The organism is Capnocytophaga stomatis (genome assembly GCF_002302635.1).
Taxonomy (GTDB): Bacteria; Bacteroidota; Bacteroidia; order Flavobacteriales; family Flavobacteriaceae; genus Capnocytophaga; species Capnocytophaga stomatis.
Window position 1 is genome coordinate 759,931 of the sequence record NZ_CP022387.1, and the last position, 14,763, is coordinate 774,693.

Genomic DNA, 14,763 nt, shown 5'->3' on the forward strand with positions numbered 1-14,763 from the left:
CAAGATGATTAGTAAGAATTTCGGAATGATTCACAAAACCATAAATATCAATTCAATGCGTTTCGTTGTATGTTTTCTTTTGATTATATTAGCATCTTGCTCAAAGTCAAAGATTGAGCGAAATCCGTATTTGGGAGAAGTTCGTTTTTCTTATACAATAAACATTGATTTGCCTGCTTATAATGCTTTGAAATACCCTCAAAATACGGTTTATATTCCGAATATAGGGATTAAAGGTGTTTTTGTTACTAACTTGGGCAATAACAGATTCGTAGCTTGGGAAGCCGCTTGCCCTAACAGAAATCCGTCCAATTGTGAGAGACTAAAATGTGCCTCCAAAAGTGGCGATGATTTTATAACGTGCGAAACCGACACGAAGTCTTACATTTTTGTAATTTGCCCTTGTGACGGAACTGTTTATAACTTAGTTAACGGAAGTATTATCAAAACAAGCAATTCCGAGCAGCAATATCCTCTGTTGAACTACAATATTTCGGTTGCAGGAAATTCTCTGACTATCAACAACTAAAACTTCGGAAAAAACTTAAACATTCTAATTATCTGATATAATTTATGATTTCAACCCGATTTGAAAATAAAAAATCTGTAAATCTGCTCATAATCTTCTTTGCGTTATTTGCCGGATTTTGTTTGTATGATTTTTTTATTTTTGAAGATGCGTGGAATCCGAGTAATTTACTAACGAGAGCAGGTTCTTTCTTAGTTTTGTTTGTTTCGGTATTTTTTCTGAATATAATCGTCCAATGGAACGAACTAACAGAAAATAATTCATATTCAATTTTCTTTTTTGGTTTCTTTTCAACAATTTTTCCGAATGTTTACAATGATTTTTCTCTTTGTCTTTCCAATTTGCTTGTTATAATCGCAATTTGGAGGATTATGACGTTAAAAACGGAAGAAAATATCCCTCAAAAGATTTTTGATGCTTCCTTTTTGATAGTTTGTGCGGGATTGTTGCATATTTGGGCATTTATTTTCTTGCTAAACATTTGGATTTCATTACTTTTTTATGGTTCAAAAAAGAGAAAATATTGGTTAATCCCTTTTTCGGCAATTTTTTGTATAGTAATTTTATTTTCTGCCGGATTGTTGCTTTTAAACATTCCTTTTAACTTGCCGGAAATTAATAAATTATGGTCTGCTGACTATAAAAAAATGATGTACTTACCAACTTTCGTTTCATTGGTAATTACATCAATTATGCTTTTAGTTTCGATTATCGTTTATTTCTTTAAAAGCTATTATCACAGAGGAAGTAGCCAAGTAATCATACAATTTCTGTTTGTTGGGTTGGCGGTTGTTTTTCTTTCAAAAGAAATTATTTTCATATTCGCACCTCTTTCCATTTTGTTTGCTCTTTATACGGAAAACATAGAACGAGCTTGGATAAAGGAAACTATTCTGTGGATTTTCTTGATTATTCCTTTAGCTATTTTACTGCTGCATTTTATCTCCAAAAGCCAAATCGCCGGCATCTCCCAAACCTGGAATAATATATCCTTTTTCATTTAATTTAGGATCGATGGTCGCTATCCATAAATGCGTATCCGCAGGAAATTTATCTTTCAGATATTCAACACCTTCTTCTGCACCAACCACAGCAAACAAATGAATTGATTTTGGTTTGCCAAGCGGACTCAAAGCCTCATATACATTCACAAATGAACGCCCTGTCGCTAACATTGGGTCAGCTAAAAATAAAGTTTTATTTTCCAAAGAAGGCGACGCCAAATATTCCACCAAAATATCAAATTCCGTTTCGGAAGTGTGCTTGCGATAAGCCGAAATAAATGCATTGTCCGCACCATCAAAAAAGTTCATCAAACCTTGATGTAAAGCCAATCCAGCCCTTAATATAGAACAAATAACTACCTCGTCTTTCGGTATTTGCATTTCTTTTTCACCCAAAGGTGTCGTGATTGATTCTTTCTCGAAATGCAAATTTTTACTCATTTCATAACATAGAATTTCGCCAATACGTTCCAAATTTTTGCGGAAACGCATACGGTCTTTTTGGATATTTACATCTCGCAATTCTGCTACAAAACGATTTAATATGGAGGGGTTTTCTCCTAAGTGATGTATAATCATAACTTTGGTTTTTGTTCCCGCAAAATTACAAAAAACTTTTCACTTTTCATTTTCCATTTCTGACTTTAATATTTATTTTTGCGAACAGTATGAAACATAAAATCTACATATCATTAGGGAGCAATATTGGGGACAGAAAATCCTATTTACAGTCAGCTGTAAATGCTATAAATCAACGAATTGGAAAGGTTATCAAGATTTCTCCAATTTACGAAACGCCGGCTTGGGGTTTCACAAGTAGCAATTTTTACAACGCTTGCCTGCTTGCCGAAACCGCTCTTTCTCCCAAAGAAACACTTGAGAAACTCTTAACCATTGAAAAAGAATTAGGAAGAATCAGAAATGCAAATACGGAAGGTTATCAGCCGCGTAGCATTGATTTGGATATTCTCTTTTTTGATGATAAAATCATAAAAACAGAAAGTTTACAAATTCCTCATCCTCAGATTGAAAACCGAAAATTTGTTTTATTTCCTCTGGCGGATATTGCTCTGGAGAAAAAACATCCCTTTTTGCAACAATCTGTTAAAGAACTCATTAAAAATACAAACGACACTTCTGAAATAACAAAAATCAGCGATAAAATTACTATTCCTGAACGAGTTTCGCCCTTCAAACAATATAATTACATCGCCATTGAGGGAAACATCGGTTCGGGAAAAACTACACTGTCCACCAAAATTGCGGAAGACTTCGATGCACGACTTATATTAGAACGATTTTCGGATAATCCGTTTTTGCCAAAATTTTACGAGAATCCGAAGCAATATGGTTTCACTTTGGAAATGTCTTTCCTTACCGAACGTTATCAGCAAATGTCAGAACAATTGGCACAAACCAATCTTTTTAAGCCATTTATCGTTTCGGATTATGATATTTTTAAATCGCTGATATTCTCGCAAGTAACATTGACCGAAGATGAGTTCGTTTTGTACCGAAAACTATTTTATATTTTGTACAACCAAATCGTAAAGCCCGATTTGTACATTTTTCTGTATCAAAATACTGACAGATTGATTGAAAATATCAAAAAAAGAGGCAGAGAATACGAAAAAAATATCTCAAAAGAATATTTAAATCAGATTCACCAAGGATATTTGGATTTTATCCAGAAAAATAATGATATTCGTTCCTTAATTATTGATGTTACCGAGTTGGATTTTGTAAAAAATCAATCTGATTATGAGTTTATCATCGAAAAAATAAGTAATTTTTCCAGCGAAACGCCTCAAAAATGATACCTATACTATCTACCAAAACATTAACAGAACAGCAGAAAAAAAAACTGTCAGAAAAAGGCTTTTTACTTACTGAGATTGATTTCATTCAAGCTCATTCCACTGAATTTAAGCTTGATAACATAGGAGATTTGCTACTTTTTACCAGCCAAAATGCTGTAAGAAGTGTTTTGCAACATCCACAAGTTGATTCTTTAAAATCAATACCTTGCATCTGTGTAGGAGAAAAAACAGCCGAACTTCTGTCAGGAAATAATTGGAAAGTGATTCATTATGAAGAATATGCAAGTGATTTAGGTGATTATATAGGTCAGCATTGTTTAAAAAATAGAATTACTTTCTTCTCAGGAAATTTACGACGTGATATTCTTCCTAATGTATTGAAAAAAACTAAGATAGAGCATAACGAAATACAAGTTTATAAAACTGTCCTCTGTTCTGAAAGGATAAATTCTCCACAAAAAGGAATTCTATTTTTCAGTCCGTCAGGGATTCAGAGTTTTTTACAGAAAAATAGTTTTTCTGATGAAATTGTCTTCTGTATAGGTAAAACAACCGCAGATGAAGCTCTAAAACACACAAAAAATTGCATTATTCCGGAAAAAACTACCATTGATAGCCTTATAGAATGTGTCATCACGCACTTTCTTGGATAAAATCCACTGATTTTTCAATAAAAAACAAAAAAGCTGCCTAAAAAGACAGCTTTTCTTATATCAAATCCATTTTTATTTGAAAAGTACAGCACCAACAGTCACTAAACTTGTCTGGTCGATTAAAATAGCACTTCCGGTTTCACGAAGCTCTTTATAACTATCATACGCTAACGGAGCCGATGTTTTCAACTTCACCGTAACGACCTCATTTAATGAAACTGACATTACATCACTGAATTTTTCGAGTGTATTTACATCAATTCTTTCCTTAATTTCCTTCACGATTGCGTTTACCACACGCGTATTGTGTTGTAATAAATAGCGTCCGCCTACATTCATTGGGCGTTCATCCATCCAGCAAATCGTAGCTTCAATTTCGTTAGAAACTTTTAGCAAATTATCCTGCTTAGCAATTAAAGACCCACGGCTGATATCCACATCTTCTTCCAAATGAATTACAGCACTTTGAGGGGCATAAATCTCTTCCACTTCTTTATTTCCTACTTCAACTGCTGATACAGTAGCCTCAATTTCAGAAGGATATATCTTTACTTTATCGCCTTTGCGAAAAACGCCACTTTCTACCTTTCCGGCATATCCTCTGTAATCGTGATATTCCTCCGTTTGCGGACGAAGCACCAATTGCACAGGAAAACGAGCATTAGTTAAATTCACAGAAGACTGTAATTCAACGGTTTCCAATCTTTCCAACAAAGAATCACCTTTGTACCAATCCATTTGAGTTGATTTATCCACAATATTATCTCCTTTCAATGCACTAATTGGGATAAACTCAACATTATTAAGCTCAAGAGCCTCTGCAACTTTCTGATATTCAGCTTTAATTTCCTCAAATCTTTCGCGAGAAAAATCAACCAAATCCATTTTGTTAATTGCGACCAATACGTGCGGAATATTCAAAAGTGATGCGATAATGGAATGTCTTTTTGTTTGCTCAATCACACCATTTCGGGCATCAATTAAAATGATTATCAAATCTGCATTTGAAGCACCCGTAACCATATTTCGAGTGTACTGAATATGTCCCGGAGCATCAGCGATAATAAATTTTCGTTTTGGAGTTGAAAAATATTTATAGGCGACATCAATAGTGATACCTTGCTCTCGCTCTGCCCGAAGCCCATCGGTTAGTAATGCCAAATCTACACTTCCGTCTTCACGATTTTTGGAGCTGCGTTCCAATGCTTCCATTTGGTCAATTAAAATATTTTTGCTGTCATACAGAAGCCTCCCGATAAGCGTACTCTTCCCATCATCAACGCTTCCTGCTGTTAAAAATCGTAATATATCCATTTATTCTTAACGATTTAATTATTTTATATTTTATCTTCTTTCTTCCTTAATTTGTCAGAAGAAAAAATTTTATTTTCTGATTAAAAATACCCACTTTTCTTTCTGTCTTCCATTGCGGCTTCGGAGATGCGGTCGTCAATTCGGGTTTCTCCTCGTTCGCTGGTTCGGGTTGCTGTAATTTCGTTGATAATATCATCAATATGATACGCTTCGGACTCTACTGCCGCCGTACAAGTCATATCGCCAACGGTTCGGTAGCGTACTTTTTTTGTCATTATTACATCATTTTCGTCAATCTGAATATGTGGCGAAACGGCGATAAGTTGCCCGTTGTGGTCAATAACCTCGCGTTCGTGTGAGAAATAGACGCTCGGTAACTCAATATTTTCCCGACGAATGTAATTCCAAACATCAAGTTCCGTCCAATTACTGATAGGAAATACACGTACGTTTTCGCCTTTATGTATTTTCCCGTTATAGGTATGCCAAAGCTCAGGGCGTTGTAGTTTCGGATCCCAACCGCCAAAATCATCACGCACAGAGAAAATACGCTCTTTGGCACGAGCTTTTTCCTCATCACGACGCGCTCCACCAATGCAGGCATCGAACTCAAATTCCTCAATGGTGTCTAATAGGGTGAAAGATTGCAACGCATTTCGGCTGGCAAACTTCCCTTTAGGTTCTGTTAAACCCTTGGCTTTGATGGTATCTTCCACCTTACGAACGATAAGTCGCTCACCAAGTTTCTTTACTAAATTATCTCGAAAATCCAACGCTTCTTGGAAATTATGTCCCGTATCAATATGCACAAGCGGAAACGGAAACTTACACGGACGAAACGCTTTCAATGCCAAATGCACCAACACGATGGAGTCCTTTCCACCACTGAAAAGCAACGCCGGTTTTTCAAACTGCCCGCCTACTTCACGGAATATATGAATGGCTTCCGCCTCTAATTGTTCTAAATAATCCATATTTAAATGTTCAATGTTTTTAAAATATTAAAAAGTTTGAAACCTCAATTATTTGAGCGAATCTTACTTCTAAATTAAAAATTATCTTTCTTTTCTGTATATCTTTTTCTTTTTGGAAAATTCTACTTAACCACTTGCAAAGTTACTAATTCTCTGCCAGTAAAAGAACAAAAAACGGAATTACTTCCTGATTTTAATCCTTATATATTGATAATTCTCATTGTAATTACCTTCTTCATTCCAAAACTTAACTCGATGATTTATCGGAATATAAAAATGTCCGTCGTTGCTCCAAAAAGCATTTTCCATTTTCCAATTGTAAGCCATCCAATTTTTAAAACCTGCCAGAAGAATCTGCTTAACTTTTAGCTCATTATCAATCGTGTACAGACTGATTTCACTATTCGAGTCATACGGATTTGTATATACGCAAATTATATGTTTCTTATCCGGAGAAATATACGGAAAATCCGAAAAAGAGATTTCCTTTCCCGTTTTTTTGTCAATAAATTTATAATCGTAAGCCTCCCAATAACTGCCCGAAATCACAAACTGATTCAGAAACTCAATCTGCCCTTCATACTTGAATACCTGCTGATTATCCATATCGAAATTAGGTTCAACATCCTTAAAAGTAACGACAGAATCCAAGCATTGCAACGTAATCACATCGTTCTTTTTCACGATTGCAAGCGTATCACGCAAAAGGAAATCAACAGCCGATTTCTTTGCCTTTTCATACGACGATTTATCAATCAACTCGATGTTGATAAGCGTATCCAAAACAATAGGAGTTTCCAGAAATTCCGCTCCATCTTCTTCGTTTTTCGCAATATATTGAACCATATCCAAATCGGAAGCAATGAGCGAAATTTGGTTCAAATCTCCTACTTTGCTCTTCAGAACGTAAGCGTAATTCCCTGTTTCATAATTCATTACTTTGTAATAATCGCCTTGTTCACCCTCAATTTCAAGCAGATAGCCATATTCTATATCTCCTTGATTTTTAGAACTTTCGTTGGGTTCTTCCTTAAATTGAGTTCCTTGCCGGTCGGTAACATATTTCCTTATCTTTAAAGAATCCGTACTTTTATTAGATATTGTATCTGCAATAATTTCCGAAGAAGTTTCTTGCGAGGTGTTTTTCTTTTCAAAATATTGGCAGTCCACCAAAGAAAATAGTATCAATAATGCAATAATTTTTCTCATCGTTTTCTCTCTGTTAAGGCCACATTTTATTTTGTGGAATGCAATCCACATTCCTTTTTACTTTTATCTTCCCACCACCAGCGACCCGCACGGAAATCTTCTCCTTCTTTAACTGCTCGCGTACAAGGCTGACAACCAATACTTATGAATCCTTTATCGTGCAACGGATTGTAAGGAACGCCGTTGGTTCGCAAAAATTCCAAAACTTCGGTAGTTTTCCAATGCAAAATCGGGTGGAATTTAATGATTTGATTCACTTCGTCCCATTCCAATTGTGACATTTGTTCCCGATTAGGCGATTGCTCTGCCCGAAGCCCCGTAATCCATACTTTATTTCCTGCCAAAGCTCTTTTCAAGGGTTCAACCTTCCGAATGTGACAGCATTCTTTACGAAGTTCGGGAGAATTATAAAAAGCATTTATTCCGTTATCCTTTACATAGCCTTCAATAGACTGTGCATCAGGATAATACGGAATTGTAATAGCTTCGTAGCTCATATCGGTTTTGTCCCACGTAGAGTAAGTTTCGGGAAACATCCGCCCCGTATCGAGGGTAAAAATTTTTATTGGGATATCGTTATTTCGTATAAAATGCGTAATTACTTGATCTTCCATACCAAAACTGGTAGAAAAAACAACTTCATCAGGAAAATAGGAAGCCAAAAACTGTAACGATTCCATTTCATTTTTCCCTAAAAGTTGCTGCTGAAGTAGTTCTGCTTGCTTGCTCATTTTAAATTTTTTAGAGAGCAAAAATACTGATTATTTTTCAAATAAAAAATTGTTTGAAATCTACGAATCTTCAAAGTTTCAAACAATTATTCTCTTTCTAAATAACTTTTTAGTATTTCAAATATTTTTTCACCTCCTCGATGGGGATTCTCAGCTCAAAAATTCCTTCGGCATAAGGTGCAATTTCATAAGGATTGTAATATAAAATTAGATGTTCGCCCACAATTCCCACATTTTCAGGAAAATGAAATTTATCATCCTCAAACCAAAATCCCTTTTCATTGAGGCTATCCACCAAGATATTTTGCTCCTCCTTGAAATGATTTTCAGCAACTTTAAGTACTTGTGAAAAATCTGTAAATAAATCCTCTTTTTCTATTAGCTCTCCGTTGGAAATATCGAAATTCAAAAACACTTTTGATGCAATTCCGTGAGCACCACCCACATACGAATATCGATTCGAAACCACTGAAAGCATTTTCTCATTTTGAAAAGAAATACTATCGTTTAAAATCAACTCGTAAGCGGAAATATTCGGGAAATACTGATGCAAATTGTCGTAATCCTTTATAAAAGCCTCCAAACTTTCATCAATGGTCATATCGGTATTTCTCAAGGAATCAATTTGGTTGCTTAGCAAAAAGTTTACTACCTGTGATTCAATTTCCCTATTAAAATTTTCTGCAAACTTATTGGGTCTTTTGCAAATTAAATAATTCAAATTTATTGACGGACAGTCTTCTTCACAATTTTCCGGACTTTTTTCTATTATTTTTTCAGTAAATTTAGGTTTGTCGGAACAAGCCACAGCGAAAATTAAAAGAAAAAAAAGTAAAAGTTTTCTCATAGTATTGTTATTTTAACATAGATTTTCAAGAAGTTACTTTCTGAGCATAAATATTTCTGCAAACCATTGACGAAAGTGTAACTTCCTTATTATTAACCAAAACAACCATTGAATTATCAAATTTCTCCTTACTTAGAACCGTTATTTCATCTCCTAAAGCAATTGAAACTTTATTCAGATAAAGCAAGAATTCCTTTGAAGTGTTTTTTACCGCAACACAAATCCCCGTTTCATTTTCCTCAAATTCGCTGAGCAATATTTTGATTGTTTTTTCAAAAATACCTTCCTTATTTGGGATTGGGTCTCCGTGTGGGTCAGTTTCAGGAAATCCTAAAAAAGCATCCAAACGCTCAATCAATTTTTCGGACTCAATATGCTCCAACTCCTCAGCAATTTCGTGTACTTCATCCCACGAGAAATTCAGTTTTTCTACCAAAAACACTTCCCACAAACGATGTTTTCGCACAATTGAAATCGCTTTTTTCCTTCCTAAAGAAGTCAGTGTAACTCCCTGATATTTAACATAATTAATAAGTTTTTTATCAGATAGTTTTTTAAGCATATCCGTCACGGAAGAAGCCTTCGTGTTCATCGCCTCTGCAATGGCATTGGTATTTACCTCCTCTTCCGCTTCATTAAAAAGATGAAAAATTGTTTTCAGGTAATTTTCTTCAGATAAAGTCATTTATAATTTGTTTATATAAACAGAGAATCCGTCCATAGGTTTGCTCTAATCAGATAAAACCAAACGGACGGCTTCCCTCCTTATTAACCTAATCTATTCGTTTTCTAATTCTGTAAACAAAGCTTTTAGCTCGGTAGCATCGTGTGGTTTCATTTTTCCTGCAAGTACCAAACTAAGCTGTCTGCGACGTAACGCACCTTCATAACGCACCTTTTCAAGTTCTGTTTCCGGCTGAATTTCAGGAACTTTCACAGGACGACCATTTTCATCAACCGCAACAAAAGTATAAATTGCTTCATTTGCTTTGATTCTTTCTCCCGTGACGTGGTCTTCCACCCAAACATCCAGATAAACTTCCATCGAAGTAGAAAAAGCCCTCGAAATAGAAGCCTCTACAGTTACGATGCTTCCTAATTGAATGCTGTGATTAAAAGCAACGTGATTCACGGAAGCAGTTACCGCCAAATGATGAGAATGCCTCTGAGCTGCAATGCTTGCTGCCCTATCCATACGTGCCAAAAGCTCCCCACCAAACATATGATGTAGGTGATTGGTTTCTCCGGTTAGTACCAAATCCGTTAAGATAGTACGTGATTCAGATGGTGTTTTTTTCTGCATACTTATCAATTACGGATTAACCAAAATCCAACCTCCATCTAATTTTTTCTCGTCTTTTGCTTCTTTTACCTCTTTTTTCAGAGCCTCTGCTTCTGCCATACTATCAAATCCGGCGTAACTTACTTGGTAAAGCCCTTTTGCATTTTTCCCTATTACAGAAGCATTTTTATATCCCAATTTTTTAAGTTGCTCCACTCTTGTACGTGCATTTTTCTCTTCTTTGAAAGCACCTGCAATAACTTGGAATTTTTTATTCTTAGTAGAAGAAGTCTCTTTTACAGCCACAGGAGCTACTTCCTTCTTAACCTCTTTTTTAACTTCTTTTACAACTTCTTTCGGGGTAACAGTCTCTTTTTTAGACTCTTTCACCTGCGGAGTAGTAACTTCTGTTTTTTGAGAAGAAACCATTTGTTGGCTTGCTTCTGCTTTTGATTTCGAAAGTTCTTTTACCTTCACTGCATTTAACGAAATCGTAGGCAAAGTCAAAGGGATTGTGAAAGTTGCTTCACTTAGCTTTTGTTGTACTTGCTCTTCAATTTGGCTTTCAGTAATAACTACCTCATTTTGAGCTTCATCTGTAATAATAGCCTCACCAAAAAGCTTAAACGCACCAAAGGCAAGAAGTCCCAAACCAACAATCGCAATTGCAGTATATGCCAAAAACGGACGCTTTTTAGCTCTTTTCGGCTCTTCTTTTCGTTGGCGATTTACAAAAGTATTTTCCGTTTTTACTTCTTTTTCAACAGATAAATCTAACGTTGGAGTAATCTGTTTTTCAACCGGCTTGATAACTTCCTCTACCTCAGCAATTTCGTGAGGAACAAAAGCCGACATCCCGAATGAATCCGTAAGATAATTAACATCTTCAAATACTTCAAAGGCAAGCCTTCCTTCCGGAGTTTGTCTCAACACACCAATATTATTAAGTGTAAGAGTTTCACCTTGTTGCAAAATCTTTTTCCAACCTTCAACAGTCAAATTAACGTAATCTTCAACCAAATTATAATCAACTCCTGAGGTTTCAGAAATATATTTAATTAATAATCCGTCATTTGAGTGCAAACTCGCGTTGAACGTAAGCTCACGTTTTGGCGGAACGAACGTTTTATCCTCAAACAATCTTGCTGATTTTCTGTTGGAAATAAATGCTCCAAACTTCGGAATTATCACACATTGATGCTTATAGAGTAGCTCTTCAATATATTCATTAAGGTCTTTCATAACTACATAAATTTTAAGTTACTATAAATTAAGTCCATAACCAATGGAAAGTCAAAGGTATATATTTTTTTTATCTCCAACAAATTTATTTTTAGAACAAAATTATAAATCATTAAATATCAGAAACATAAATGATTCCATTTAATAAAATTTGTCCATTATAGTGACCTCGCCAAGAATCGAACTTGGATCAAAAGTTTAGGAAACTTCTATTCTATCCGTTGAACTACGAGGCCTTTTTTCTTAAACTTGAGGACAAAAATAATCTTTTTTTTTGAAAGTTTTAAGATTTCTTGAACTTTTCCATAAATATATTTTCCTTAACTTTGCAGGTTGGTACGAAAAACATTATATTTCAATCTTTTTAACCCTTTATAAATTTATTTTCAATACTATGAAACACCTTTTTTCAGCTTTTTTCACAGTATTTTCTCTTGCTCTTTCTGCACAAGAAACACTTCCTCTTTCAATTCGGCAAAAAGCGGAATTGAAGGAAAAATCGTGGGTAAAAGAAACTCCTTTTGAAAGAATTCACGCCGCTGATATTGGCAACAAAATCAACACTTTTAGCGTGAATACTTACAATGCAAATGAAGTTATTATCGCTCCAAATTCGGGTGGACTTTGGCACAGCCAAAACGGTGGAGAAACTTTCGAATTTATTTTTGAAAACCAACCTACACAACAAATTAGTGCCTTGGCAGTGGAATGGAAAACGGGAGTAATCTGGGTAGGAACACCTTACGGATTGTTTGCTTCCCTTGACAAAGGTAAAACTTGGGAATTCAAAGGATTAGCCTCTTCACAAAATATCAGTTCCATCACCATTAATCCTAAAAACACAGAAGAAGTTGTAGTAGGAGTACTTGGAAATCAGTATAATGCAGATGAAAAAAGAGGAATTTTCAAAACCAATGACGGAGGGAAAACTTGGCAGCATAAACTCTTCATCGGGACGCGTGCCGGCGTCCGACAAATTGTAGCGACCAATAACGGCAACACTCTTTTTGCTTCTGTTTGGCATCCTGAAGATTCTTACTGGGAATCAAAACCTTACGGAAATTTAAGTTGTATATACAAAAGTAGTAACGGAGGCGAAAGCTGGAATAAAATAACGCAATCCAACGGCTTTCTCAATGGAAATTTCGTAGGAAAAATAGGTTTGGCTGTTTACGACCAAAACACGATTTATGCCGTTGTGGATAATCGCTCTGTAAAAACAAGAAATTCCGCTTCAAAAAGTGTGGATAGAATAACAAAAATTCACCTTTCTGACCGAGATTTTGAAACTATGAGCAAGTCCGATTTTCTAAATTTGGATGATAATCAGCTCGACGCTTTCCTACATAATATAGGTTTGAACGAAAAATATACTGCCGTAAATCTGAAAAATATGATTTCCGCAGAAATCACCTCTCCTTCAAGACTTTTTTCTTTCTTAGGAGCTAAACATCAGGAAGTTGTGGGAGCAGAAGTTTATTTTAGCAATGACGGAGGAACTTCTTGGGGAAAAACGCATTCAAATCCGCTAAACGACACTTTCTATCAAAACGGAGATGATTTTGCGAGCATCACAGTAAATCCTGCAAATAAAAATCATATATTCATCGGTGGCTTTCCGCTTTTAGAATCAGTTGATGGAGGAAAATCTTGGAGAAATAAACATTCTATTTCTCTTCAAAATGGATTTTATCAAATCCATTATCAATTAAATACTCTTTTTGCGACAACCAGAAACGGTTTTTCGATTTCGTACGACAATGGCAAAAATTGGTCTTTTAAAAATGCTCCTCAATCGGCTTCCTTTGATAAAATTGTATACGATAAAAACAAAAACACTTTCTATTTGGCAGGAGAACAAGGCATTTTGATGAAAAATAACTCGCAATGGAATAGAATTCTGCCTCAATCACAAGTTATTTCAGGAAATAAACTATATGTAGGAGCAGAAAATGGTAGTTTTTATGACTTTGATGATAATAAAAACGTACTAAATCCGCTGGGTTCAATGTATTTTGCAGAAAATAAAGCTCCTTTACGATTTGGAAAGCGAACTCCTTTACTCATTTCGCCTCAAAACAGTGATATTTTATACGCGGGAAGCAACAAACTGCACATTTCAATGGACAAAGGTAAAAACTGGCGTACTATTTCAGGCGATTTAACCAATGGCGATAAAAAAGGAAACAAAGCTTACGGAACTATTTCTTCCATCGCGGAATCTCCTTTCCTTTTCGGGTTGATTTACACAGGAAGCGATGACGGAATGATTCACGTATCAAACAACGGAGGCGTTTCTTGGCAAATGATTTATAATGCTTTTCCTAAACCATTAAATGTAAACAATTTAGTAGCTTCAAAACACAATCGCAACAGAGTCATTGCCACCCTTAAAAGTACCGATGAAAATAATCGTGAGCCTTTCATTTTCTTAAGCAATGATTTGGGAAAAAGCTGGACGGAAATTCGTTCCGATTTGCCTGAAAGCAGAATCAACGTTATTAAAGAAGACCCTAAAAATGAGCAAATTTTGTATGTAGGCACTAATGATGGGCTTTATGTTTCTTTCAATTTGGGAGAAAGCTGGCATCCTTTTGTTAAAAATTTGCCAGAAACAGGAATTTTAGATATTTTTATAGATGAAAATAGTGGCGAAATGCTCGTTTCCACTGAAGGAAGCGGTGTTTATAAAACTTCTGTTAGCATTCTGCAAGACCTTCGTGCTGCAATCATAGCACAAGATTTTTATCCGTTGCAAGAAAAAATTCGTGTGGCACATTCACCGCTCTGGGGAAATACTTGGAATGAATGGGAAAAAGCGACTTCTCCAGAAATCCATTTTTACGGATTTGCCGCAAAAGAAGACTTACCTGTAAGCGTGAAAATAATGAAAGGAAAAGCAACATTGCAGTCTTTCACATACAAAACCAACAAGGGATTCAACTATATTCCTTACGATTTAACTATCTCAGATGTAGGAAAATTAATGTATGAAAAAAGTTTGCAAAGACTGATTTTGACTGCTTCCGTTGATAAAAAATACTATCTTCCGAAAGGAAAATACAAAATAGTTTTCAGTATTGGAGATGGCTTTGAGGAAGAAAGAGAGCTTGAAATTTATTAATTGAAAAAGGCAAGATTAGTTAAGTTAACTAATC

14 protein-coding genes and 1 tRNA gene are annotated in these 14,763 nt (G+C 35.3%); 5 read left to right on the forward strand and 10 right to left on the reverse strand.

From position 1 onward, the window contains the following. Positions 1-4: 4 nt before the first annotated feature. Both CGC58_RS03360 and CGC58_RS03365 read left to right on the forward strand, forming a co-directional pair. Positions 5-529 carry a hypothetical protein gene (locus CGC58_RS03360; RefSeq protein WP_232748858.1) on the forward strand — a complete coding sequence of 175 codons (525 nt, stop codon included), beginning with the start codon at positions 5-7 and terminating at the stop codon, positions 527-529. Between the two features lie 44 nt (positions 530-573). Further along, on the forward strand, positions 574-1,533 hold the full coding sequence (locus tag CGC58_RS03365) for a DUF6427 family protein (protein ID WP_095895115.1): 960 nt from the start codon (positions 574-576) through the stop codon (positions 1,531-1,533). Here the strand turns inward: CGC58_RS03365 and upp are convergent. Continuing rightward, a complete protein-coding gene (upp, locus tag CGC58_RS03370; protein WP_095895116.1) occupies positions 1,456-2,112 on the reverse strand; it encodes a uracil phosphoribosyltransferase in 657 nt (218 codons plus the stop codon). The two genes, CGC58_RS03365 and upp, sit on opposite strands and share 78 nt — an antisense overlap. Before the next feature lie 89 nt (positions 2,113-2,201). Here upp and folK point away from each other — a divergent pair, with 89 nt between their 5' ends. Beyond that, positions 2,202-3,350, forward strand: coding sequence for a 2-amino-4-hydroxy-6-hydroxymethyldihydropteridine diphosphokinase (gene folK, locus CGC58_RS03375; RefSeq protein ID WP_095895117.1), 1,149 nt, complete (start codon positions 2,202-2,204; stop codon positions 3,348-3,350). Next, positions 3,347-4,006 carry a uroporphyrinogen-III synthase gene (locus CGC58_RS03380; protein ID WP_095895118.1) on the forward strand — a complete coding sequence of 220 codons (660 nt, stop codon included), beginning with the start codon at positions 3,347-3,349 and terminating at the stop codon, positions 4,004-4,006. Before folK ends, CGC58_RS03380 begins: the two co-directional genes overlap by 4 nt. A 72-nt stretch (positions 4,007-4,078) precedes the next feature. Here the strand turns inward: CGC58_RS03380 and CGC58_RS03385 are convergent, their stop codons facing one another. The 9 genes from CGC58_RS03385 to CGC58_RS03425 form a co-directional block, all read right to left on the reverse strand. Continuing rightward, complete coding sequence (locus tag CGC58_RS03385) at positions 4,079-5,320, reverse strand: sulfate adenylyltransferase subunit 1 (RefSeq protein ID WP_095895119.1); 1,242 nt, start codon at positions 5,318-5,320, stop codon at positions 4,079-4,081. A gap of 80 nt (positions 5,321-5,400) precedes the next feature. Beyond that, positions 5,401-6,294, reverse strand: a complete 894-nt coding sequence (cysD, locus tag CGC58_RS03390; RefSeq protein ID WP_095895120.1) for a sulfate adenylyltransferase subunit CysD — start codon at positions 6,292-6,294, stop codon at positions 5,401-5,403. 180 nt (positions 6,295-6,474) lie between these two features. Continuing rightward, the gene (locus tag CGC58_RS03395; RefSeq protein WP_232748859.1) at positions 6,475-7,503 is read right to left on the reverse strand and encodes a hypothetical protein; all 1,029 of its coding nucleotides are present in this window, start codon (positions 7,501-7,503) and stop codon (positions 6,475-6,477) included. Between the two features lie 26 nt (positions 7,504-7,529). Continuing rightward, positions 7,530-8,234: a phosphoadenylyl-sulfate reductase gene (locus tag CGC58_RS03400; RefSeq protein WP_095895121.1), complete on the reverse strand. Its 705-nt coding sequence runs from the start codon at positions 8,232-8,234 to the stop codon at positions 7,530-7,532. 109 nt (positions 8,235-8,343) lie between these two features. Beyond that, complete coding sequence (locus tag CGC58_RS03405; RefSeq protein WP_095895122.1) at positions 8,344-9,081, reverse strand: DUF3298 and DUF4163 domain-containing protein; 738 nt, start codon at positions 9,079-9,081, stop codon at positions 8,344-8,346. A 25-nt stretch (positions 9,082-9,106) separates the two neighbouring features. Beyond that, positions 9,107-9,766, reverse strand: a complete 660-nt coding sequence (locus tag CGC58_RS03410; protein ID WP_095895123.1) for a metal-dependent transcriptional regulator — start codon at positions 9,764-9,766, stop codon at positions 9,107-9,109. A gap of 93 nt (positions 9,767-9,859) precedes the next feature. After that, positions 9,860-10,384 (reverse strand): acyl-CoA thioesterase, encoded by a 525-nt coding sequence (locus tag CGC58_RS03415; protein ID WP_198540747.1) that lies wholly within the window; start codon positions 10,382-10,384, stop codon positions 9,860-9,862. Between the two features lie 9 nt (positions 10,385-10,393). Continuing rightward, complete coding sequence (locus CGC58_RS03420; protein WP_095895124.1) at positions 10,394-11,605, reverse strand: HU domain-containing protein; 1,212 nt, start codon at positions 11,603-11,605, stop codon at positions 10,394-10,396. Positions 11,606-11,769: 164 nt separating this feature from the next. Next, positions 11,770-11,841 (reverse strand) — tRNA-Arg (locus CGC58_RS03425). A gap of 158 nt (positions 11,842-11,999) precedes the next feature. On the opposite strand from CGC58_RS03425, the gene CGC58_RS03430 reads away from it, so the two are divergent. Next, positions 12,000-14,729 carry a beta propeller repeat protein gene (locus CGC58_RS03430; RefSeq protein ID WP_095897092.1) on the forward strand — a complete coding sequence of 910 codons (2,730 nt, stop codon included), beginning with the start codon at positions 12,000-12,002 and terminating at the stop codon, positions 14,727-14,729. Positions 14,730-14,763 lie beyond the last annotated feature (34 nt).